This is a genomic window from Streptomyces sp. NPDC055013 (genome assembly GCF_053608645.1).
In genome coordinates this window covers 32,846-55,041 of record NZ_JBSGVW010000008.1, presented here as the reverse complement: position 1 = coordinate 55,041, position 22,196 = coordinate 32,846, and the positions used below count along the sequence as shown (strand labels likewise).

At 69.5% G+C, this 22,196-nt stretch carries 19 protein-coding genes and 1 riboswitch; of the genes, 12 read left to right on the top strand and 7 right to left on the bottom strand.

From position 1 onward, the window contains the following. Positions 1-13: 13 nt before the first annotated feature. Positions 14-1,198, bottom strand: a complete 1,185-nt coding sequence (gene nadA / locus ACWGDB_RS12805) for a quinolinate synthase NadA (RefSeq protein ID WP_362378115.1) — start codon at positions 1,196-1,198, stop codon at positions 14-16. A gap of 328 nt (positions 1,199-1,526) precedes the next feature. Here nadA and ACWGDB_RS12800 point away from each other — a divergent pair, with 328 nt between their 5' ends. Next, the gene (locus tag ACWGDB_RS12800; RefSeq protein WP_093827773.1) at positions 1,527-1,883 is read left to right on the top strand and encodes an iron-sulfur cluster assembly accessory protein; all 357 of its coding nucleotides are present in this window, start codon (positions 1,527-1,529) and stop codon (positions 1,881-1,883) included. 88 nt (positions 1,884-1,971) lie between these two features. Here the strand turns inward: ACWGDB_RS12800 and ACWGDB_RS12795 are convergent, their stop codons facing one another. Together ACWGDB_RS12795 and ACWGDB_RS12790 are read right to left on the bottom strand one after the other, a co-directional pair. Then, positions 1,972-3,873: a hypothetical protein gene (locus tag ACWGDB_RS12795; protein ID WP_453822441.1), complete on the bottom strand. Its 1,902-nt coding sequence runs from the start codon at positions 3,871-3,873 to the stop codon at positions 1,972-1,974. A 206-nt stretch (positions 3,874-4,079) separates the two neighbouring features. Next, complete coding sequence (locus ACWGDB_RS12790) at positions 4,080-4,289, bottom strand: hypothetical protein (RefSeq protein ID WP_453822440.1); 210 nt, start codon at positions 4,287-4,289, stop codon at positions 4,080-4,082. A gap of 131 nt (positions 4,290-4,420) precedes the next feature. Between ACWGDB_RS12790 and ACWGDB_RS12785 the strand changes: the two genes are divergently transcribed. Further along, positions 4,421-5,395: a carbohydrate kinase family protein gene (locus tag ACWGDB_RS12785; RefSeq protein WP_453822439.1), complete on the top strand. Its 975-nt coding sequence runs from the start codon at positions 4,421-4,423 to the stop codon at positions 5,393-5,395. 128 nt (positions 5,396-5,523) lie between these two features. Here the strand turns inward: ACWGDB_RS12785 and ACWGDB_RS12780 are convergent, their stop codons facing one another. Beyond that, complete coding sequence (locus ACWGDB_RS12780; protein WP_453822438.1) at positions 5,524-6,900, bottom strand: aminotransferase class V-fold PLP-dependent enzyme; 1,377 nt, start codon at positions 6,898-6,900, stop codon at positions 5,524-5,526. A gap of 261 nt (positions 6,901-7,161) precedes the next feature. Here ACWGDB_RS12780 and ctaC point away from each other — a divergent pair, with 261 nt between their 5' ends. From ctaC to ACWGDB_RS12760, 4 genes are all read left to right on the top strand, one after another. Beyond that, a complete protein-coding gene (gene ctaC, locus ACWGDB_RS12775) occupies positions 7,162-8,127 on the top strand; it encodes an aa3-type cytochrome oxidase subunit II (RefSeq protein ID WP_406203935.1) in 966 nt (321 codons plus the stop codon). Continuing rightward, positions 8,124-9,860: an aa3-type cytochrome oxidase subunit I gene (ctaD, locus tag ACWGDB_RS12770; protein ID WP_453822437.1), complete on the top strand. Its 1,737-nt coding sequence runs from the start codon at positions 8,124-8,126 to the stop codon at positions 9,858-9,860. Before ctaC ends, ctaD begins: the two co-directional genes overlap by 4 nt. Next, a complete protein-coding gene (locus ACWGDB_RS12765; protein ID WP_328882172.1) occupies positions 9,857-10,255 on the top strand; it encodes a cytochrome c oxidase subunit 4 in 399 nt (132 codons plus the stop codon). The genes ctaD and ACWGDB_RS12765 overlap by 4 nt, the downstream gene beginning before the upstream one ends. A gap of 130 nt (positions 10,256-10,385) precedes the next feature. Further along, entirely contained in the window at positions 10,386-11,648 is a 1,263-nt protein-coding gene (locus ACWGDB_RS12760; protein ID WP_453822436.1) for an Ig-like domain-containing protein, read from the top strand. A gap of 95 nt (positions 11,649-11,743) precedes the next feature. Here the strand turns inward: ACWGDB_RS12760 and ACWGDB_RS12755 are convergent, their stop codons facing one another. After that, positions 11,744-12,145, bottom strand: a complete 402-nt coding sequence (locus tag ACWGDB_RS12755; protein ID WP_383596429.1) for a response regulator — start codon at positions 12,143-12,145, stop codon at positions 11,744-11,746. Between the two features lie 145 nt (positions 12,146-12,290). Between ACWGDB_RS12755 and ctaE the strand changes: the two genes are divergently transcribed. From ctaE to ACWGDB_RS12725, 6 genes are all read left to right on the top strand, one after another. After that, positions 12,291-12,911: an aa3-type cytochrome oxidase subunit III gene (gene ctaE, locus ACWGDB_RS12750; RefSeq protein ID WP_019756799.1), complete on the top strand. Its 621-nt coding sequence runs from the start codon at positions 12,291-12,293 to the stop codon at positions 12,909-12,911. Between the two features lie 80 nt (positions 12,912-12,991). Continuing rightward, complete coding sequence (qcrC, locus tag ACWGDB_RS12745) at positions 12,992-13,804, top strand: cytochrome bc1 complex diheme cytochrome c subunit (protein ID WP_453822434.1); 813 nt, start codon at positions 12,992-12,994, stop codon at positions 13,802-13,804. Beyond that, positions 13,801-14,850, top strand: a complete 1,050-nt coding sequence (qcrA, locus tag ACWGDB_RS12740) for a cytochrome bc1 complex Rieske iron-sulfur subunit (protein ID WP_453822433.1) — start codon at positions 13,801-13,803, stop codon at positions 14,848-14,850. Before qcrC ends, qcrA begins: the two co-directional genes overlap by 4 nt. Continuing rightward, entirely contained in the window at positions 14,847-16,484 is a 1,638-nt protein-coding gene (gene qcrB / locus ACWGDB_RS12735; RefSeq protein ID WP_383596438.1) for a cytochrome bc1 complex cytochrome b subunit, read from the top strand. The genes qcrA and qcrB overlap by 4 nt, the downstream gene beginning before the upstream one ends. 184 nt (positions 16,485-16,668) lie before the next feature. After that, on the top strand, positions 16,669-17,733 hold the full coding sequence (gene trpD / locus ACWGDB_RS12730) for an anthranilate phosphoribosyltransferase (RefSeq protein WP_453822432.1): 1,065 nt from the start codon (positions 16,669-16,671) through the stop codon (positions 17,731-17,733). Between the two features lie 85 nt (positions 17,734-17,818). Further along, positions 17,819-17,935, top strand: a riboswitch (SAM riboswitch). Between the two features lie 144 nt (positions 17,936-18,079). Continuing rightward, on the top strand, positions 18,080-19,462 hold the full coding sequence (locus ACWGDB_RS12725; protein WP_453822431.1) for an aminotransferase class V-fold PLP-dependent enzyme: 1,383 nt from the start codon (positions 18,080-18,082) through the stop codon (positions 19,460-19,462). On the opposite strand, the gene ACWGDB_RS12720 is transcribed toward ACWGDB_RS12725, so the two are convergent. Together ACWGDB_RS12720 and ACWGDB_RS12715 are read right to left on the bottom strand one after the other, a co-directional pair. Beyond that, positions 19,417-20,610 (bottom strand): glycerate kinase, encoded by a 1,194-nt coding sequence (locus ACWGDB_RS12720; RefSeq protein ID WP_453822430.1) that lies wholly within the window; start codon positions 20,608-20,610, stop codon positions 19,417-19,419. The two genes, ACWGDB_RS12725 and ACWGDB_RS12720, sit on opposite strands and share 46 nt — an antisense overlap. A 145-nt stretch (positions 20,611-20,755) precedes the next feature. Continuing rightward, positions 20,756-22,159: an SLC13 family permease gene (locus ACWGDB_RS12715; protein WP_453822604.1), complete on the bottom strand. Its 1,404-nt coding sequence runs from the start codon at positions 22,157-22,159 to the stop codon at positions 20,756-20,758. Between the last annotated feature and the right edge of the window lie 37 nt (positions 22,160-22,196).

Sequence of the window (22,196 nt, the reverse complement as noted above, 5' to 3'; positions counted from 1 at the left end):
CCTGAAGCGCGGCCTACGGCAGCGCCAGCATCCGCTCCAGCGCCAGCTTCGCGAACGCCTCGGTCTCCTTGTCGACCTCGATCCGGTTGACGAGGTTGCCCTCGGCCAGCGACTCCAGCGTCCAGACCAGGTGGGGCAGGTCGATGCGGTTCATGGTCGAGCAGAAGCAGACCGTCTTGTCGAGGAAGACGATCTCCTTGCCCTCCGGCGCGAAACGGTTCGCCAGCCGGCGGACCAGGTTCAGCTCCGTGCCGATGGCCCACTTCGAGCCGGCCGGGGCGGCCTCCAGGGCCTTGATGATGTACTCCGTCGAGCCTACGTAGTCCGCGGCGGCGACGACCTCGTGCTTGCACTCCGGGTGGACGAGGACGTTGACACCCGGGATGCGCTCGCGCACGTCGTTCACCGAGTCGAGGCTGAAGCGGCCGTGCACCGAGCAGTGGCCGCGCCACAGGATCATCTTGGCGGCGCGCAGCTCGTCCGCCGTCAGTCCGCCGTTCGGCTTGTGCGGGTTGTAGACGACGCAGTCCTCCAGGGACATGCCCATGTCCCGCACGGCGGTGTTGCGGCCGAGGTGCTGGTCGGGCAGGAACAGGACCTTCTCGCCCTGTTCGAAGGCCCAGTCCAGGGCCCGCTTGGCGTTGGACGAGGTGCAGATCGTGCCGCCGTGCTTGCCCGTGAACGCCTTGATGTCCGCGGACGAGTTCATGTACGAGACGGGTACGACCTGCTCTGCTATCCCGGCCTCGGTCAGCACGTCCCAGCACTCGGCGACCTGCTCGGCCGTCGCCATGTCGGCCATCGAGCAGCCGGCGGCGAGGTCGGGCAGGACGACCTTCTGGTCGTCGGAGGTCAGGATGTCCGCCGACTCGGCCATGAAGTGCACGCCGCAGAACACGATGTACTCGGCCTCCGGGCGGGCGGCCGCGTCCTTGGCCAGCTTGAACGAGTCACCGGTCACGTCTGCGAACTGGATGACCTCGTCGCGCTGGTAGTGGTGGCCGAGCACGAAGACCTTGTTCCCGAGCTTCTCCTTGGCAGCGCGGGCGCGCTCGACCAGGTCCGGATCGGACGGCGAGGGAAGGTCGCCGGGACACTCGACGCCGCGCTCGCTCCTCGGGTCGGCCTCACGGCCGAGGAGCAGCAGGGCGAGGGGCGTCGGCTGTACGTCGAGCTCCTGGGTCTGGGCGGTGGTCACGACACGCACCCTTTCTGTTCTGCGGCTCGCCGGCACCGGGAAAGTCCGGACCCGGCGGGTCAAGCGGGACACCTTCTTCGACTTCTCGTCGAATTGACGTTATCTATCATAACCGGTTCACGTCAGTTTGACGATGGCCATCATGTCGATGTGACGTGAATCCCGGTGCCGGGCCCGCGTATTCCCGATTCGGTCGTTTTCCGCTCCGGGCACCGTGTGCGAGCATGAAGAAGGACCGAAAGACAAACGCCCGGCCCGGAATGAATCCGCGGCCCCGTCGGTTGCAACCGTCGGCAAGCAGTCTCCGTACAACCCGGGAGAGATGTAGATGTCCGTATCGGACGAGACCAGCACCGTCACCGACGGCATCATCCTGTCCGACGCCGCCGCGGCGAAGGTCAAGGCGCTGCTCGACCAGGAAGGCCGTGAGGACCTGGCGCTGCGCGTCGCCGTTCAGCCCGGTGGCTGCTCCGGCCTGCGCTACCAGCTCTTCTTCGACGAGCGCTCCCTGGACGGCGACGTCGTCAAGGACTTCGGCGGCGTGAAGGTCGTCACCGACCGCATGAGTGCCCCGTACCTGGGCGGCGCGTCCATCGACTTCGTGGACACCATCGAGAAGCAGGGCTTCACGATCGACAACCCGAACGCGACCGGCTCCTGCGCCTGCGGCGACTCCTTCAGCTGACCCGGCCGAAACCGGCTGATCCAGTCGAAACGCGAGAAGGCGGCGACCCCCTCCGACGGGGCCGCCGCCTTCCCGTGTCCGTCGGCGCTTACCGCGCCCCGGACGTCTCAGGCCGGACCGTCCCCGGCTTCTCCAGCGGGACGTCCTGCCCGTCCGTGCCCACGACCTTGCGGTCCCCGAGCGGCTCGTCCAGCTGCACGGTCTTGTGGAACACCTTGGCGATCAGGATGCAGACCTTCTCCGGCTGCGACGTCTCGGTCACCCGGACCGTCACCTCGTCGCCGCTCTCGCTCGCCGTCACCTTGTAGTCGGCGCACACACCGCCCGTGAAGGCCACGGTCAGCTCCCTGCCGTCGACGGTGTACCCGTCCACACCCACGTTCCGCGTGACCGGCGACGACGTCGGCTCGTCCTTGGGTCCGGACGGCCGCGGGCTCGGCTGAGCGGGCGGCTCCTGGGACGGCGTGGTCGACACCAGGTACTTCGGGTCGATCGCCGGATGCGTCACCGTGAAGCTGTCCTTCGCGCCCGGCGCCCGCACCTCGAACAGCCAGGACGGCACCAGCGCCTGCCGCGTGTCGACGTAGTGCGAGGCGAGCCCGAACACCGCCTTCTCGACCGTGAGGGTGTCCTTCGCCGGCGTGCCGGTGCCGGTCTCGGTACCCGTACCCGTCGAAGCCTCCGAACCGGAGGAGGCGCAGGGCGCCTCAAGACGGTCCTTCAGCGGTACGGGGCCGGCGCAGCCGCCGATGCCCATACGGCCGTCGCCCGCCGGCGCCGCGTTCATCAGCCCGAGCGTCTTCTCGGCGTCCAGCACGGGGTACGTGTCCCCCTTCACCGGCGCCGCCAACTGGCCGCTGCCGCCGACCACTTCGCCCTGGGGGTGCACGGTCACCCCGGTCGTCCAGCCGTACGTGGGCAGACCGCCGACCACAGGGCTCGCGTTGACGACCCGCCGGCTGCCCATGAGCTGGCTCGCGTCGAGCTTCGCGTCATCCTGACCCACAGCCTTGAGCACGGGCGCGGCGGCCTTCTTCGCGGCGGCCTCGCTCACCGGCTCGCCGCCGTGGTCCGGCGCGTCCTTCGAGCAGGTGGTGGTCGACCGGCAGTCATCGGTGCCGGGGGCGTACTGGTGGAAGGTCCAGGTGCCCGGCGCCTGCTTGTTCACCTGCAGGCTGGGCCCCGCCCCGTCCTTCGCCCCGACCCGCCAGGTCTGCCCCTGTGCGACCGGCGTCCCGGCCACGCCGAGCGCGTCGGCCAGCCGGGCCACGTCGTCGGCGCCGACCTCGCCGCCGGCCCGGTACACGGGCGCCGAGCCGGGGCCGTCCGCCAGGTCCCCGTCGGCCTTGTAGGTGACGCCGTACGGGTTCGGTTCGCCGGGCGCGATGCCCGTCGTGCCGCCGCCCTCGGTGTAACCGTCCAGATGGAGCGGCGGGGGAGTGTCCTCGTCGGCGGCCCCGGAGGTCGTACCGCCGTCCGAACCCCCGGACGCGTTCGCGGCGAGGTAGGCCCCGCCGCCCCCGACGAGCAGTACGGCGGCGGCGACGGAGGCGATGATCGCGGGGGAGCGGCGCCGGCTGGAACCGCCGGCTCCGTCCTCATCGGCCTCGGCCCCGGCAGCGGAGGTGGCAGAGGTGGGATCCGCGCCGGCAGAGCCGGTCGGCTCCGCTTCCACAGCGGCAGCGGGCGCAGCAGCCTTCGCGTCCCCGGCCCGTTCCCCGTCGGCGGCGCCGGTGCCGCTCTCCGCACCGTCGCGCTCGCCATCGGCCCGGCCGGCCTCGGCGTCGCGCCCGGTCCGGCCGCCCTCCGCCGCGCCCTCGGGATCGCGCTCCCCGTCGGCGGCGGGAACGGCGGTGCCGTCCGCCGCTGCGCCGGACGCCCCGGTACCGGAAGCCTCGGTACCCGCGGCGCCCTTCTCCTCCCGGGTGCCCTGCTCCTCGGCGGAGCCGTCGGCGCCCGTGTCGTCGTTCTCGGGTCGCTCGGTGTTCACCGCATCGCTCCTTCGGCTGCGCACATGTCCCATGACCCTGACCCGACCCTGTCAAAAGGAAGGGTCTGCCGGGTCGTATCCCGCATCCCCTTTACGGGGGACAGCGATGGGACGCAGCGGGGGAGCGCACGGTTCCCTGAAGGGCGCCGATTGAGCCGCCGGAGTTCGATCGGCCGGCGTAATCCGGACGGATGGCGTCGTTTCGATCAGTCGCCGTAGTCCGACATCGCGTCCACCAGCCGCGCCGACCCCGGCGGCACGGTCACCCCGTGGATGAGTGACGGGGAGACCGGACGGGACAGGACGCGGTCGGGAGCGGCCCAGTGAGGAGCCATCCGCGCGCAGTCGCCGAGCAGCGATGCCAGGCCGGCCTCCAGGTCTGCCTGAGCGGTGGCACGGACCTCGAATTTCGTCATAGCGGAACCGTAGGCACGTGAACACCCGCGAAGAAAGATCTACTATCGGGTAGTTTTGACTGCTTCAGAGTCCAGGTCACGGACGGTAGCGTGAACTGTCAACCCATCCTCTTCGCAGGAGACTCCACGCCGTGCGCATCGCAGTCACCGGCTCCATCGCCACCGACCACCTCATGACCTTCCCCGGCCGCTTCACCGACCAGTTCGTCGCGGACCAGTTGCACACGGTCTCGCTGTCCTTCCTGGTCGACAACCTGGACGTACGCCGGGGCGGCGTAGGCGCGAACATCGCCTTCGGCATGGGTCAGCTGGGCACGAAGCCGATCCTCGTCGGCGCCGCGGGCTCCGACTTCGACGAGTACCGGGCCTGGCTGGACCGGCACGGCGTCGACACCGGGTCGGTCCGCATCTCAGAGACCCTGCACACCGCCCGCTTCGTCTGCACCACCGACGCCGACCACAACCAGATCGGCTCCTTCTACACCGGTGCGATGAGCGAGGCCCGCCAGATCGAGCTGAAGACCGTCGCGGACCGCGTGGGCGGCCTCGACCTGGTCCTCATCGGCGCCGACGACCCCGAGGCCATGCTCCGCCACACGGAGGAGTGCCGCTCCCGCGAGATCCCCTTCGCCGCCGACTTCTCCCAGCAGATCGCCCGCATGAACGGCGACGAGATCCGCATACTGCTGGACGGCGCGACGTACCTCTTCTCGAACGAGTACGAGAAGGGCCTCATCGAGTCCAAGACCGGCTGGAGCGACGCGGAGATCCTCTCCAAGGTCGGCCACCGCGTCACCACCCTCGGCGCGCGGGGCGTGCGCATCGAGCGGGACGGCGAGGACCCGATCGAGGTCGGCTGCCCCGAGGAGGAGCGCAAGGCCGACCCCACGGGTGTCGGCGACGCCTTCCGCGCCGGGTTCCTGTCGGGGCTGGCGTGGGGTGTGTCCCTGGAGCGGGCCGCGCAGGTCGGCTGCATGGTCGCGACGCTGGTCATCGAGACGGTCGGCACGCAGGAGTACCAGCTGCGTCGGGCGCACTTCATGGACCGGTTCACCAAGGCCTACGGGGACGTCGCCGCCGAGGAGGTCCGCAAGCACCTCGGCTGACGCCGGGCGCGACCGATGAGGCCGCCTCGGCGGGTTCGTCGTCGGCCGCGGGTGCGTGGGGGCTGTTCGCGCACCCGCGGCGGTAGCCGCAGGTCCACACAGCCCCGCGCCCCTGAAAAGAAGGGCGTTCAGGTCATCCGGCGGACGGTGTACGCCGTTCCCCGCTCCGCCGGCTCCTCGCCCACGTACTCCTGCCCCCGCATCTCGCACCACGCCGGGATGTCCAGGCGGGCCGCCTCGTCGTCGGCGAGGACACGGACCGTGCCGCCGACCGGTACCTCGCCGATGACCTTGGCAAGCTCGATGACGGGCAGCGGGCAGAGCTTGCCGAGGGCGTCCACGACCAGGACGTTCTCCCGCACGACCGTGCTGGGCACCGGCGCCCCCAGCTTCTCCCGGACCCCCGCCACGGCCGCCGGCAGCACCTCCAGGAACCGCTCGACGTCCTCCTGCGGAGTCCCGAACGGCAGGGACACCCGCACGTTCCCCTCGCTCAGCACGCCCATCGCCTTCAGCACATGGCTGGGCGTCAGCGTGCTGCTCGTGCAGGACGAACCCGAGGAGACCGAGAACCCGGCCCGGTCCAGCTCGTGCAGCAGGGTCTCCCCGTCCACATAGAGACAGGAGAAGGTGACGATGCCGGGCAGTCGCCGTTCCGGATCGCCGACCACCTCCACATCCGGCACCAGTTGCGGCACCGCTACCCGGATCCGCTCCGTCAGCTCCCGCAGCCGTACCGCCTCTTGGGCCGCCTCCGCCTGCACGGCACGCAGCGAGGCCGCCGCGGCGACGATCGCCGGGATGTTCTCGAACCCGGCGGCCCGCCCCGACTCCCGCTCGTCCGCGGGCCCTTGCGCGGCGAACCGTACGCCCTTGCGTACGACGAGCAGCCCGACCCCCGACGGACCGCCCCACTTGTGGGCACTCCCGGTCAACACCGACCAGGCGCCCTCGGCTCGCCCCCACCCCAGCGACTGCGCCGCGTCCACCAGCAACGGCACCCCGGCCTCCTGGCACCGGGCGGCCACCTCGGCCACCGGCTGCTCGGTCCCCACCTCGTGGTTGGCCGACTGCAGACACGCCAGCGCGGTGTCCGCCCGAAGCGCATCCGCGTACGCCCGTACGCCCACCGCCCCCGCACGGTCCACCGTCACCCGAGTGACCGTCCCCCCGTCACCCTCGTGCGCGTCAGCCGCATGGAGCACAGAGGAATGTTCGACCGCAGACACGATCAGGTGGCGTCCGACGCGCCGCCGCCCCGCCAACACCCCGGCGACACCCGAGTGGACGGCTTTCGTCCCCGATGAGGTGAACACCAACTCGTCGGCTCGGCACCCCACAGCCTCCGCGGCGGCCTCCCGAGCCGCGTCCAGCAGCATCCGCGCCCGCCGCCCTTCCCTGTAAAGACGGGCCGGATCGGCCCACCCCTCATCAAGGGAGGCCACAAGCGCCTGCCGGGCCACAGGATGCAGAGGAGCACTGGAAGCAGCGTCGAAGTAACTCACACAGCAACGCTAGACGCCGGGGCACTGCAACGTCCCTAATAGGGGCGCGGGGAACTGCGCGATCAGCCACAAACAACCCGCAGCCGCCAATCAAGCGAACCCCCCACCCCACTAGGCCCCCCTCCCCGCGAACCCCCGGAGGGCGTCGGCTAGGGTTTGGTCCGCATAAACATCCAAACCCCTGCCCGACGCAGGGCGGCGACCGACCAGAGAGAAGGCCGCAGCCGATCCGCGCGGGCGAGACTCTCGGGAAGGCGCTACGTGAGTCCCAACGGCTCCGACCGCTCGCCGCGGCGCCCGATGCGGCGGAAGCTGCTGCAGGCAATGACTGCGGGCCTGGTCCTGGCTACAGCCACCGGTTGCTCGTACAACTGGGAGGACTTCCCCCGTCTTGGTATGCCCACCCCGACCACGGAAGAGGCTCCGCGGATCCTCTCCCTGTGGCAGGGATCGTGGGCGGCCGCGCTCGCCACAGGCGTGCTGGTCTGGGGCCTGATCCTGTGGAGCACCGTCTTCCACCGGCGCAGCCGCACCAAGGTCGAAGTTCCTCCGCAGACCCGGTACAACATGCCGATCGAGGCGCTGTACACCGTGGTCCCGCTCATCATCGTCTCGGTGCTCTTCTACTTCACGGCGCGCGACGAGACGAAGCTGCTCAGCCTCAAGGACAAGCCCGACCTCACGGTCAACGTCGTGGGCTACCAGTGGAGCTGGGCCTTCAACTACGTCCAGCCCGTCGACGGTTCCACGGGCAACGCGAAGACCGACAAGAACCTGGCGGCCATTCCGGACCGGTTCAAGGAGGACTTCCCGGCGAACGCGGGCGGTGTCTACGACGCCGGTACCCCCGGCAGCCGGAACCCCCAGACGGGCAACCCCGGCCCCACCCTGTGGCTGCCCGAGGGCAAGACGGTCCGCTTCGTCCTCACCTCGCGTGACGTCATCCACTCCTTCTGGGTGGTGCCGTTCCTGATGAAGCAGGACGTCATCCCGGGCCACACCAACGCCTTCGAGGTGACCCCCAACAAGGAGGGCACCTTCCTGGGCAAGTGCGCCGAGCTGTGCGGCGTCGACCACTCCCGGATGCTGTTCAACGTGAAGGTCGTCTCCCCCGAGCGCTACGAGCAGCACCTCAAGGACCTCGCCAAGAAGGGGCAGACCGGTTACGTTCCCGCCGGCATCGCGCAGACGAGCCACGAGAAGAACCGGGAGACGAACAACCTGTGAGCATCCTCAACGAACCCCAGGGTGCCGCGGCGGCTGAGGACTCGTACGAGAACGAGCTGCCGGTCCGGCGCAGGCAACCCGGCAACGTCGTGGTCAAGTGGCTCACCACCACCGACCACAAGACGATCGGAACGCTGTACCTCGTCACGTCGTTCGCGTTCTTCGTGATCGGTGGCGTGATGGCGCTCGTCATGCGCGCCGAGCTCGCCCGGCCGGGTCTGCAGATCGTGTCGAACGAGCAGTTCAACCAGGCGTTCACGATGCACGGCACGATCATGCTGCTGATGTTCGCGACGCCGCTGTTCGCCGGCTTCGCGAACTGGATCATGCCGCTGCAGATCGGCGCGCCGGACGTGGCGTTCCCGCGGCTGAACATGTTCGCCTACTGGCTGTACCTGTTCGGCTCGCTCATCGCGGTGGGCGGCTTCCTCACCCCGGACGGCGCGGCCGACTTCGGCTGGTTCGCCTACAGCCCGCTGTCGGACGCGGTCCGCAGCCCGGGTATCGGCGCCGACATGTGGATCATGGGCCTGGCCTTCTCCGGCTTCGGCACGATCCTCGGCTCGGTCAACTTCATCACCACGATCATCTGCATGCGCGCCCCCGGCATGACCATGTTCCGCATGCCGATCTTCGTGTGGAACGTGCTGCTGACGGCCGTCCTGGTCCTGCTCGCCTTCCCCGTCCTGGCGGCGGCGCTGTTCGCGCTGGAGGCGGACCGCAAGTTCGGCGCGCACATCTTCGACTCCGCCAACGGCGGGGCCCTGCTGTGGCAACACCTCTTCTGGTTCTTCGGCCATCCGGAGGTGTACATCATCGCCCTGCCGTTCTTCGGAATCATTTCCGAAGTGATCCCGGTCTTCTCCCGCAAGCCGATGTTCGGCTACATGGGCCTGATCGCGGCGACCATCGCGATCGCGGGTCTGTCCGTGACGGTGTGGGCGCACCACATGTACGTCACAGGCGGCGTACTCCTGCCGTTCTTCTCCTTCATGACGTTCCTCATCGCCGTACCGACAGGCGTGAAGTTCTTCAACTGGATCGGAACGATGTGGAAGGGCTCGTTGTCCTTCGAGACACCGATGCTCTGGGCGGTCGGCTTCCTGATCACCTTCACCTTCGGTGGCCTGACGGGCGTCATCCTGGCCTCGCCGCCGATGGACTTCCACGTGTCCGACTCGTACTTCGTGGTGGCGCACTTCCACTACGTCGTCTTCGGCACCGTCGTGTTCGCGATGTTCTCCGGCTTCCACTTCTGGTGGCCGAAGATGACCGGCAAGATGCTCGACGAGCGCCTGGGCAAGATGACCTTCTGGACGCTTTTCGTCGGCTTCCACGGCACCTTCCTGGTGCAGCACTGGCTGGGCGCCGAGGGCATGCCGCGTCGTTACGCGGACTACCTCGCGGCCGACGGCTTCACCGCCCTGAACACGATCTCGACGATCAGCTCGTTCGTGCTCGGCGCGTCGCTGCTGCCGTTCTTCTACAACGTGTGGAAGACCGCCAAGTACGGCAAGAAGATCGAGGTCGACGACCCGTGGGGCTACGGCCGCTCGCTGGAGTGGGCGACGTCCTGCCCGCCGCCGCGGCACAACTTCCTCACCCTGCCGCGGATCCGTTCCGAATCCCCGGCGTTCGACCTGCATCACCCTGAGATCGCCGCTCTCGACCAGCTCGAGAACGCCCCTCACGGTGAGAAGGCTCTGGCTGGTGGCAAGGAGGTCGGCAAGTGAAGACTCAGGGCACGATGTTCACCTGGCTGAGCGTCTTCATCCTCGCCATGGCGGTCGTCTACGGCGTTTGGTCGAAGGAGCCGGCCGGTACCACGGCCCTCTTCCTGGCCTTCGCTCTGTGCATCATGATCGGCTTCTACCTGGGCTTCACGGCCCGGCGGATCGACGCGGGTGCGCAGGACAACAAGGAAGCGGACGTGGCGGACGACGCCGGCGAGGTCGGGTTCTTCAGCCCGCACAGCTGGCAGCCGCTCTCCCTCGCGATCGGAGGCGCCCTCGCCTTCCTGTCGATCGCGATCGGCTGGTGGCTGATGTACTTCTCGGCGCCGCTGATCCTGGTCGGCATCTGGGGCTGGGTCTTCGAGTACTACCGCGGTGAGAACCGCACCCAGTAACACGAGCTGAGCTCACAGGAACCCGGACACTCCCTCAAGAGTGTCCGGGTTCCTGCGTTTGCCGTAGTCACGATCACCCGTACGCCTTATCCGGCGCGCCGCGGCCGACGCTGCTTCCTAGCGTGAGGCCATGAGCAGAAAATCGAGCAAGGGCCCCGTCATAGGTTGCACGCTCCTGCTGATCGCGCTCGGCGCGAGCGCCGCCGGCTGCAGCAGCGACGGCAACCCGCTGTCCGCCGAGCCGTACGACGCGGCCGACCAGATCGCCTTCAACGGCCCCGCGGGCGACGGCAAGAAGGCCGACCCCGACAAGCCCCTGGAAGTCACCGCGGAGGACTCCGACGGCCGTATCACGGACGTCACCGCCAGGGACGCCGCAGGACGCTACGTCGCGGGCGAACTCTCCGCCGACGGCACCCGCTGGCACAGCACCTCTCCGCTCGCCGCCAACGCCCGCTACACGGTCCGCGTGAGCACCGAGGACGAGGACGGCGCGCCCGGCCGCAAGGTCCTCACCTTCGACACCAGCAAGCCGACTTCCAAGAAGCACCTGACGGTGACGTTCGGCCCCAAGGCCGGCACCTACGGCGTCGGCCAGCCCGTCACGGCCGAGCTGAGCCAGCCCATCAAGGACCGCAACCAGCGGGCGATCGTCGAGCGGGCCCTCAAGGTCGACTCCGCGCCCGCCGTCGAGGGCAACTGGCACTGGGTCGACGACAAGAAACTCCACTACCGCCCCAAGGAGTTCTGGCCCGCGAACGCCACCATCCAGGCTCGCAGCAACCTGGACGGCGTCAAGGTCAGCGACCGCCTCCGGGGCGGCAAGGTCAAGCCGCTGCGGATCACCACGGGCGACCAGGTCATAGCCGTCACGGACGCCGCGTCCCACCAGTTGACGCTCTACCGCAACGGCGAGGAGGTCAGGTCCATACCGGTCACGACCGGCAAGCCCGGCTTCGAGACCCGCAACGGCGTCAAGGTCGTACTGGGCAAGGAGTACTTCGTACGCATGCGCGGCACGAGCATCGGCATAGCCGAAGGCTCCTCGGAGTCCTACGACCTACCGGTCTACTACGCCACCCGTGTGACCTGGAGCGGCGAATACGTCCACGCCGCCCCCTGGTCGGTCGGCTCCCAGGGCTACGCCAACGTCAGCCACGGCTGCACCGGCATGAGCACCGCCAACGCCGAGTGGTTCTTCGACAACGTCCGCGAGGGCGACATCGTCAAGGTCATCAACTCGTACGGCAACACCATGGAACCGTTCGGGAACGGCTTCGGCGACTGGAACCTGGAGTGGCAGAACTGGCGCAACGGCAGCGCGCTGGTGGGCGGCACCCCTGATGGTCCAAGCCCCGCCGAGAGGGCCAGGCTGAGGCCGCAGAGCGTCTGAATCGCCCTCCTGGGCCGCGCCCCTCAGGGGCGCGGGGAACTGCGCGACCAGCCACATGGGGCCCGCAGTCGCCCGCGTGGGCGCACCCCGACCTCTCAGGCGCTCGCAAGCCTCTTCGTGCGCAACAGGGAAGCCAAGGCCGCCGCGAACTCCACCGGCTCCACAGGCAGCGTCACAGCCGCCTCGGCCCGGCTCCACGTGGCGAGCCACGCGTCCTGCGGCCGCCCGATCAGCAGCAGCACCGGCGGGCAGTTGAACACCTCGTCCTTGATCTGGCGGCAGACCCCCATGCCCCCCATGGGCACGGCCTCACCGTCCAGCACACAGACGTCGATGCCCCCCTTGTCCAGCTCACGCACCACCGCCTCCGGCGTCGCGCACTCCACGAACTGCACCACAGGTACGTCCGGAGCGGGCCGGCGCCCGGTGGCCAACCTCACCTGCTCGCGGGTGGTGGAGTCGTCGCTGTAGACCAGCACCGTGGCGGTCGGCTGCATTCTTCCTCCGTGACGTCAGCGTCGTAAGGACAGGCCCGTTGGGCCGGATGCTACTCCCTTGAACACCACGTCAACACCGGTACGGACGGCGAAGACACTCCGAACGGCACCCCCCGGAGTGAGGGCGGGATAAGCGACCGACATAATGTCGGTCGTGGCGACAGCAACGACAGTAGACAAGGGTCACGCGCACCCGTCGGTCAACCGACCGAACCTCACCAGCGTCGGAACCATCATCTGGTTGAGTTCCGAGCTGATGTTCTTCGCGGCCCTCTTCGCGATGTACTTCACCCTGCGATCGGTGACCGGTCCGGACTTCTGGCATGAGAAGGCCGACGCCCTGAACTTCCCGTTCTCGGCGACGAACACCACGATCCTGGTGCTTTCCTCCCTCACCTGCCAGCTCGGCGTCTTCGCCGCCGAGCGCGGTGACGTGAAGAAGCTCCGGGGCTGGTTCATCGTCACCTTCATCATGGGTGCGATCTTCATCGGCGGTCAGGTGTACGAGTACACCGAGCTGGTCAAGCACGAGGGCCTCTCGCTCTCGTCCGACCCGTACGGCTCGGTCTTCTACCTGACCACCGGTTTCCACGGCCTGCACGTGACGGGCGGTCTGATCGCCTTCCTGCTGGTCCTCGGCCGCACCTACGCGGCCAAGAGGTTCACGCACGAGCAGGCGACCGCCGCGATCGTCGTGTCCTACTACTGGCACTTCGTCGATGTCGTCTGGATCGGCCTTTTCGCCACGATCTACATGATCAAGTAGCCGGGCCCGATCCCGCGCGCGTTCAACGAACGCACCTGACAGAAGCATCGACGCAGAAGATCCTGACACCGGGGTAATCCGTGAAAAAGCTCTCCGCACGACGACGCCATCCGCTGGCGGCGGTCGTCGTCCTACTCCTCGCGCTGGCGTGCACGGGAGGGGTGTACGCCGTGTTCGCGCCCGCGGGCAAGGCACAGGCCGAGGAAACCGCCCAGTCCCTCACCATCGAGGAGGGCAAGAAGCTCTACGCCGTCGGCTGCGCCAGCTGCCACGGAACCGGCGGTCAGGGCACCTCCGACGGTCCGAGCCTGGTGGGTGTCGGCGCCGCTGCCGTCGACTTCCAGGTCTCGACGGGCCGTATGCCGGCCGCCACCTCCCAGGGCGCCCAGGTCCCGGCGAAGAAGAACATCTACTCGCAGGCCGAGATCGACCAGCTCGCGGCGTACATCGCCTCGCTGGGCGCCGGTCCGACGGTCCCGACCGAGGAGCAGTACGGCCCCGAGGGCGCGGACATCGCCAAGGGCGGCGAACTCTTCCGCAACAACTGCGCCCAGTGCCACAATTTCACCGGCAAGGGCGGCGCGCTGACGAAGGGCAAGTACGCCCCGAGCCTTGAGGGTGTCGACCCGAAGCACATCTACGAGGCCATGCAGACCGGCCCGCAGAACATGCCGTCGTTCCCCGACACCACGCTGTCGGAGCAGAACAAGAAGGACATCATCGCGTACCTGCACGCGGTCAACAGCGACGAGACGGTCAACCCGGGTGGTCTGGAGCTGGGCGGCCTCGGGCCGGTCAGCGAGGGCCTCTTCGCCTGGATCTTCGGGCTCGGTGCACTGATCGCGGTCGCCGTCTGGGTCGCCGCTCGGACCGCAAAGGCCAAGAAGTCATGAGTAGCCAAGACATTCCAGAAGAGAACCTGCCCGCTGAGCAGGACGCCCACGTCGCGGTAGCGGACGAGAAGAACCCCTTCGCCGACCCCGGCCTGCCGCCCCACGAACACCGGATCCAGGACATCGACGAGCGGGCCGCCCGGCGGTCCGAGCGCACGGTGGCCATGCTGTTCACGTTGTCGATGCTGGCCACGGTCGGCTTCATCGCCTCGTACGTCGCGATCCCGCACGACAAGTCGGTCTTCGTCTTCCCGATCGGTCACCTCAACGCGCTGAACTTCGCGCTGGGTCTGACCCTCGGCGCGGCGCTGTTCTGCATCGGCGCGGGCGCGGTCCACTGGGCCCGCACCCTGATGTCCGACGTGGAGGTCGCCGACGAGCGGCACCCGATCGCCGCGGAGCCCGAGGTCAAGGCCAAGGTCATGGCCGACTTCAAGCAGGGCGCCAAGGAGTCCGCGCTGGGTCGCCGCAAGCTGATCCGCAACACGATGTTCGGAGCGCTGGCCCTGTTCCCGCTCTCCGGCGTCGTGCTGCTGCGTGACCTCGGCCCGCTGCCCGGGACCAAGCTGCGCCACACGCTGTGGTCCAAGGGCAAGCTGCTCGTCAACATGAACACCAACGAGCCGCTGCGTCCCTCGGACGTCGCGGTCGGCTCCCTCACCTTCGCCAAGCCGGAGGGCCTGGAGGAGCACGACCACGACTTCCAGAACGAGATCGCCAAGGCTGCCCTGATGATCGTCCGGATCCAGCCCGACGACATCAAGGACAAGCAAGAGCTCGACTGGTCCTACCAGGGCATCGTCGCGTACTCGAAGATCTGCACCCACGTCGGTTGCCCGATCTCCCTGTACGAGCAGCAGACGCACCACGTGCTCTGCCCCTGCCACCAGTCCACCTTCGACCTCGCCGACGGTGCCCGAGTGATCTTCGGCCCGGCCGGGCACGCCCTGCCGCAGCTGCGCATCGGCGTGAACGACGAGGGCTACCTCGAGGCGCTCGGCGACTTCGACGAGCCCGTCGGTCCTGCATTCTGGGAGCGCGGATGAGCACGACAGAGACCACGGAGTCCCGCTCGCGCGGGAAGGCACCGGCCGGCGAGCGCGTCGCCGACTGGGCCGACGGCCGGCTGGGGATCTACTCCCTCGCCAAGGCCAACATGCGCAAGATCTTCCCCGACCACTGGTCGTTCATGTTGGGTGAGGTCTGCCTCTACAGCTTCATCATCATCATCCTCACGGGTGTGTATCTGACGCTGTTCTTCCAGCCCTCGATGGCCGAGGTGGAGTACCACGGCAGCTACGTCCCGCTCCAGGGACAGCTGATGAGCCAGGCGTTCAGTTCCACGCTGGAGATCTCCTTCGACGTGCGCGGTGGTCTGCTCATCCGGCAGATCCACCACTGGGCCGCGCTGATCTTCCTGGCCGGCATGTTCGTGCACATGATGCGCGTGTTCTTCACGGGCGCGTACCGCAAGCCGCGTGAGATCAACTGGCTGTTCGGCTTCCTGCTGTTCGTCCTGGGCATGTTCACCGGTTTCACCGGCTACTCGCTCCCCGACGACCTGCTCTCCGGCACCGGTGTCCGCTTCACCGAGGGCGCGATCCTGTCCATGCCGATCGTCGGCACGTACATCTCGTTCTTCCTCTTCGGCGGCGAGTTCCCGGGCACCGACTTCGTGGCCCGCTTCTACTCGATCCACATCCTGCTGCTGCCGGGCATCATGCTCGGCCTGGTGGTCGGCCACCTGATCCTGGTCTTCTACCACAAGCACACGCAGTTCGCGGGCCCCGGAAAGAGCAACAAGAACGTCGTCGGCATGCCGCTGCTGCCGGTCTACATGGCCAAGGCCGGAGGCTTCTTCTTCCTGGTCTTCGGCGTCATCGCGGTCATCGCGGCGGTCGCGCAGATCAACCCGATCTGGGCCATCGGTCCCTACCGTCCGGACATGGTGTCCACCGGCGCCCAGCCCGACTGGTACATGGGCTTCGCCGAGGGTCTGGTCCGGTACATGCCGGGCTGGGAGGTCAACTTCTGGGGTCACACCCTCGTCCTGGGTGTGTTCATCCCGCTGGTGCTCTTCGGCCTGGTGCTGATGGCGATCGCGCTCTACCCGTTCATCGAGTCCTGGGTCACCGGCGACAAGCGCGAGCACCACATCCTGGACCGTCCGCGCAACGCCCCGACGCGCACCGCGTTCGGCGTCGCCTGGGTCACGGTGTACATGATCGGCCTGGTCGGCGGTGGCAACGACCTGTGGGCCACCCACTTCCACCTGTCGATCAACGCGGTCACCTGGTTCGTCCGGATCGGCTTCTTCGTCGGACCGGTCCTCGCGTTCATCGTCACCAAGCGGATCTGCCTCGGCCTGCAGCGCCGGGACAAGGACAAGGTGCTGCACGGCCGCGAGTCGGGCATCATCAAGCGCCTGCCGCACGGTGAGTTCATCGAGGTGCACGAGCCGCTCAGCCAGGACGCGCTGCACACCCTCACCGCGCACGAGCAGTACAAGCCGCTCGAGATCGGCCCGACGGTCGACGAGAACGGCGTCGAGCGCAAGGTGAAGGGCTCCGAGAAGCTGCGCGCCAAGCTCAGCAAGTCGTACTTCGGCGAGGACGGCCAGATCCCCAAGCCGACCGTCGAGGAGTACAAGGAGATCACGAGCGGCCACGGCCACCACTGACGCTGCGCCAGCTACGCCACGGTTGAGGGCCCCGTCCGGTTGTCCGGACGGGGCCTTCGGCCGTGTACGGGCCCGTCCGGGGTTCGGACGGGGCCCTTCTTCGGGTCTGCGGGCTGGATAGGGTGGACCCGTTGAGACTCACGTCCCGCAGTGCGGGACACCACAACCGACCCAGGAGCGGCTTATGAGCGCTGTGACCCCCGCTGGAGGCGACACCGCGGCGGGCCGTTCCTGGCCCGAGGTACTGAGTGCCCTGCTCGGCGGACAGGACCTGAGCGCCGGCGACACGGCATGGGCGATGGACCGCTTTATGAGCGGCGAGGCCTCGGACGCCCAGATCGCCGGCTTCATGGTGGCCCTGAGAGCCAAGGGCGAGACCGTCGAGGAGATCAACGGTCTCGTCGAGGCGATGTACGCCCACGCGCAGCCCCTGGACATCCCCGGACCGGCCGTCGACATCGTCGGCACGGGCGGGGACCGGGCCAAGACGGTGAACATCTCGACGATGTCCGCCATCGTGATCGCTGGTGCCGGCGCGAAGGTCGTCAAGCACGGCAACCGGGCGTCGTCCTCGGCGAGCGGCTCGTCCGACGTGCTGGAGAAGCTCGGCATCAACCTGGACCTGTCGCCCCAGGGCGTGGCCCGGGTGGTGGACGAGGCCGGGATCACCTTCTGCTTCGCGGCCAAGTTCCACCCCTCGATGCGGTTCGTCGGTGGCGTACGACGGGACCTCGGGATTCCGACCTCGTTCAACCTCCTCGGCCCGCTCACCAACCCCGCCCGGGTCACCGCCTCGGCCGTGGGCTGCTTCGACACCCGGATGGCGGGGCTGATCGCCGGCGTCCTGGCCGAGCGCGGCTCGTCCGCGCTGGTGTTCCGGGGCGACGACGGCCTCGACGAGCTGACGACGACCGCCACCTCGCGGGTGTGGGTGGTGCGCGACGGCAAGGTGACCGAGGAGGCCTTCGACCCCCGTGACGTGGGCCTCGAGCTGGTGCCCGTGGAGGCGCTGCGGGGCGCGGACGCGTCGTACAACGCGGAGGTCGCCCGGCGGCTGCTGGACGGCGAGCCGGGGCCGGTGCGGGACGCCGTACTGCTCAACTCGGCGGCGGCGCTGGTGGCGTTGGAGCAGACGGGCGCCCCGCTCGCCGAGCAGATCCGGCTCGGGATGGCGAAGGCGGCCCGGTCGATCGACTCGGGGGCGGCCAAGCGGACGCTGGAGCGCTGGGTGGCGGCCAGCAACACCTGAGTCGCGCACGATGTGACGCAGGGCGCAGTCCGGATCCTGGACTGCGCCTTGCGAGCCGAAGATCGTGTGGCAGGATATTGGACCAGGTCATGAGTGACAGTCATGAGGCCCCGGCCGACTGTCCGGCAACCCTCCGTCCGTGGCGGGGTGCCCCGGGTGAAGACCAGGTCGTAGGCAGCGAGGTCTACGGCAAGCGCGGGCCCCTCTCGAAACCAGGGGTCCTGGTCGTTCGAGGGAGTCTTCCGTGAGCAAGCGAATGCGATAGGGCCGCAGAGCCCCGCCTCCGCAGACCCTTTTCTCTTTCTCGCATGCCGCTCAACCGGCATGCCCCTCACGGGAGTTCGCCATGTCTGTCTCCACCGCTGCCGCCGACCAGTCCGTTTGTGCCTCCCTGCCCGTTCTGGGTCGTGATGTCACCGTCCCGCTCGTCACCGGCGGCGAGGTGACCTACGCGGCGCTCGACTACGCCGCCAGCGCCCCCGCCCTCCAGCGCGTCTGGGACGACGTCGCCGCCTACGCGCCGTACTACGGCAGCGTCCACCGCGGGGCCGGCTACCTCTCGCAGCTCTCCACCGACCTGTTCGAGAACGCCCGCAGGACGGTCACCGAGTTCCTCGACTGCCGCCCCGACGACCAGCTGATCTTCACCCGGTCCACCACCGACTCGCTGAACCTCCTCGCCGCCGCCCTGCCGGCCGACTGCCAGGTCTTCGTCTTCGAGACCGAGCACCACGCCTCCCTGCTGCCGTGGCGCGACGCCCGCGTCACCTACCTCAACGCGCCCCGCACCCCCCGCCAGGCCGTCGAGACCCTGGAGCGCGCCCTCGCCGACCGCACTGTGTCGATTGAGGGGGGCCACGGCCCGGCCCTGGTCTGTGTCACCGGCGCCTCGAACGTCACGGGTGAGCTGTGGCCCGTACGGGAGCTCGCGGCCGCCGCCCACGCGCACGGCGCCCGCATCGTGCTCGACGCCGCCCAGCTGGCCCCGCACCACCCGGTGAGCGTGCGTGACCTGGACGTCGACTGGGTCGCCTTCTCCGGCCACAAGCTGTACGCCCCGTTCGGCTCCGGCGTCCTGGCCGGCCGCTCCGACTGGCTGCGCGCGGCGGAGCCGTACCTCGCGGGCGGCGGTGCCTCGCGGAAGGTGTCGCGGCGCGGGGACGGGGGCGTCGACGTGGAGTGGCACGACAGCGCCGCCCGCCACGAGGCCGGTTCGCCGAACGTCATCGGCGCCTACTCCATCGCCTCCGCCTGCAAGGCGCTGACGGAGGCCGGCTTCGACACGCTCGTCGCCCGTGAGCAGTACCTGATCGAGAAGGTCCGCGCGGGCCTCGCCGAGGTCCCCGAGGTCCGGGTCCTCTCCCTCTTCGGCGACGACGCCCCGCGCGTCGGCGTCATCTCCTTCGTCGTCGAGGGCTGGAACAGCTCCCACTTCGCCGCCGCCCTCTCCGCCGAGTACGGCATCGGGGTGCGGGACGGTCTGTTCTGCGCCCACCCCCTGGTCCGCACCCTGCTGGGCAGCGACCCGCAGACGCAGGGCGAGTGCGGGGCACCGGAGGCGGCGCCCGGCGAGAAGTCCCTGAACGCCATCCGGGTGAGCTTCGGGGCCGGCACGCCGGACGAGCACGTCGAGCGGTTCGTGAACGCCGTGCGGGAGCTCGTGACGGACGGCGCCCGGTGGAACTACCGCACGGAGGACGGGCGTTGCGTGCCGGACACCTCCGCGTGAGCCGGTAGCCGGGCGCCCAGCAGGATCATCCGCAGGGCGCGTTCGGTGGCGTCCGTGAGGAGTTCGGAGGCCCGCACCAGGGCCTCCGCCAGGGCCATCGGGGCCGGCAGGATGCCGCTGTACGCGTCCACGCCCGGCACGTCGTGCGCACCCTCGCCGAGCGTGCCCGCCAGCGCGAGCACCGGGCGGCCGTACAGCTTGGCCCGGCGGGCCACCTCGGCCGGGACCTTGCCGCGGGGCGTCTGGTGGTCCAGGGCGCCCTCCGCGGTGACGACCAGGTCGGCGCGGGCGAGGCGGGCGTCGAGGTCGAGGTGGTCGAGCAGCACGTCGAAGCGGGGGAGCAGCCTGGCGCCGAGGGCGGCGAGGCCCGCGCCCAGGCCGCCGGACGCTCCGGTGCCGGGGCCGTGGCGCAGGTCGGTGCCCACGGCCCCCAGGTCGCGGGTGAGGACGTCCGCCCAGTTCTCCAGGCCGGCCGACAGATGCTCGACCTGTGCGGGTGTCGCCCCCTTCTGCGGGCCGAAGACGCGGGCCACGCCGCGCTCGCCGCACAGCACGTTGTACGGGTTGCAGGCGACCAGCAGATCGACGTCCCGCAGGCGCGGGTCAAGGCCGGACGGGTCGATCCGGGCGAGCCGCGTCAACTCACGTCCGCCGCGGGGAAGTTCGAAGCCGTCGGCGTCCAGCAGCCGGGCACCGAGGGCCTGGAGGGCGCCGGCGCCCCCGTCGGACGTACCCGAATCGCCGCAGCCGACCAGAATGCGCCGTACGCCTGTGTCGAGCGCGGCGCGGATGAGCTCGCCGACGCCGTAGGTCGTCGTGGCGCCCGGGTCGCGCAGGGCGCGCGGGACGAGGGACAGCCCGGCCACCGCGGCCATCTCGACGACCGCGGTGTCCCGGGAGCCGAGCAGGGCGAAATGCGTGCCGAGCGGTTCGCCCACCGGTCCCGTGGCGGGCAGGGCGACGAGCCGCCCGCCGGTCGCGGCGGCCAGCGCGGTGGCGGTGCCCTCGCCGCCGTCCACGAGCGGGATCAGGTCGATCACGACGTCCGGCAGCACCCGTCGGACGCCGCCCGCGATGGCATCGGCGGCGGCCTGGGCGGACAGGGACTCCTTGAACCCACTGGGGGCTACTACGACTCGGGTCAGCATCGGATCTCCTCAACAGGTCGTCGAGGCTGCAACGCCCCGAGGGGAAGCGCACCTAGGGGCGCGGGGCTGTATCGATATGCGGCTCCGCCGCGGGGCGCGACCAGCCACAACGGCGCCGCATCCACCGGACGGCATGACGCGGCACTCACAGTGGAACGCCCAGCAGTGGCCACACCGCCACGGCGAACAGCAGGACGAGCGCGGCCGTCAGCGGAGCCAGCACCGAGGACAGCCGCAACAGGTCGCGCGGCGTGTAGGTAGGGGTCCCGGGAAGGTCGGAGAAGAGCGTGACCGGCTTGGCGGAGGCCGGGAGCGTGTGGCAGAAGCCCGCCGCCGCGGTGGACGCCAGCGCGGCGGCCACCGGGTTGACGCCGGCGCCGACGGCCGCCGCGACCACCAGCGGCACCAGCACCGACGAACGGGCCGAGCGGGACTGGAGGACCAGGTGGGCCGCCGTGCTGATCGCGATCACCACGGTCAGGAACAGCAGCGGGCTGACGCCCGTGGGCAACTCGGCCACCAGCCATTTCGCGGCCCCGGAGTCGGCGAGTGCCACACCCATCGCCATCGTCGCCGCCATGAACAGCAGCAGCGACCAGGGCACCGTCTTCAGCGCGTCCTTCAGGTGCACGGTGCCCAGGGCGGGCGAAGCCGCCACCACCGCGCCGATCAGCGCGACGACGGCCGGCGGAACCCGGTGCAGCGGCTCGCTGCACCACAGCATCACGACCGTGCCGAGCAGCAGCGCGCACCGCTTCTCGGCCTGCGACCAGGGGCCGGTGACCGGCTCGTCGCTGTGCTCCTGGATCTGCTCGGGGGTGATGCGCACGGGGCCCTTGCGGTCCGCGCGTCGAGTCGTCGTCAGGAGTACGGCCTCGGCGGCCAGATGGGACGACGCCACGGCCAGCGGCAGGCCGAGCAGCAGCCACTCGGTGAAGCCGATCCGTTCGCCGGTGGCCTGCCACAGCACCGAGACGGTGATCAGATGCGCGCCTGCGCCGATCAGGGTCGCCACCGCCGACAGCAGGATCACGGTCGGGAACAGCAGCGCCAGCATCACGACCAGCCGCCGCCGGTCGGTCAGCGCTTTGGCGAGCGCCAGGAACACCGGCAGCGCGAGGGCGGCCCGGCCGGACGTGGCCGGCACCGCGAACGCCGTCACGACCAGGGCGGCCGTGGTCAGGTGCACGAGCTGCCGTACGGTGCGCGCCCCGCCGACCAGGAACGCCGCCGCCCGTCCCGCGAGCCCCGTCCGGGTCACCGCGGCCGCCAGCACGAAGGCGCAGATCAGCAGCCATACGGTCGAGTCGCCGAGGGTGCCGAAGAGCGTGTCGCTGCTGATCACCCCGGTCACCGTGAGCGCGAGTCCGGCGCCCAGCGCGATGTAGGTGTCGTCGACCGGGGTGGCGATCCAGGCGCAGGTCGCCAGGGCGAACACCGCGAGGGTGAGGCGGGCGTCGGTGCCGAGGCCCGCGAAGTTGCCGGGCACGGCGAGCAGCGCGCACAGGGAGAGCGCGACGCAGAGGCCGACGCCCAGTCGGAGGTTCAGGGTCACGTCATCCAGGGTTCACCTGGGCCGTTAGCCG

Coding starts and splice junctions, on each gene's coding strand:
- ACWGDB_RS12800 (WP_093827773.1), top strand. CDS start 1,527: ATGTCCGTATCGGACGAGACCAGCACCGTCACCGACGGCATCATCCTG.
- ACWGDB_RS12790 (WP_453822440.1), bottom strand. CDS start 4,289: ATGACGAAATTCGAGGTCCGTGCCACCGCTCAGGCAGACCTGGAGGCC.
- ACWGDB_RS12760 (WP_453822436.1), top strand. CDS start 10,386: ATGAGCAGAAAATCGAGCAAGGGCCCCGTCATAGGTTGCACGCTCCTG.
- ACWGDB_RS12755 (WP_383596429.1), bottom strand. CDS start 12,145: ATGCAGCCGACCGCCACGGTGCTGGTCTACAGCGACGACTCCACCACC.
- ctaE (WP_019756799.1), top strand. CDS start 12,291: ATGTCGGTCGTGGCGACAGCAACGACAGTAGACAAGGGTCACGCGCAC.
- qcrA (WP_453822433.1), top strand. CDS start 13,801: ATGAGTAGCCAAGACATTCCAGAAGAGAACCTGCCCGCTGAGCAGGAC.
- qcrB (WP_383596438.1), top strand. CDS start 14,847: ATGAGCACGACAGAGACCACGGAGTCCCGCTCGCGCGGGAAGGCACCG.
- trpD (WP_453822432.1), top strand. CDS start 16,669: ATGAGCGCTGTGACCCCCGCTGGAGGCGACACCGCGGCGGGCCGTTCC.
- ACWGDB_RS12725 (WP_453822431.1), top strand. CDS start 18,080: ATGTCTGTCTCCACCGCTGCCGCCGACCAGTCCGTTTGTGCCTCCCTG.
- ACWGDB_RS12720 (WP_453822430.1), bottom strand. CDS start 20,610: ATGCTGACCCGAGTCGTAGTAGCCCCCAGTGGGTTCAAGGAGTCCCTG.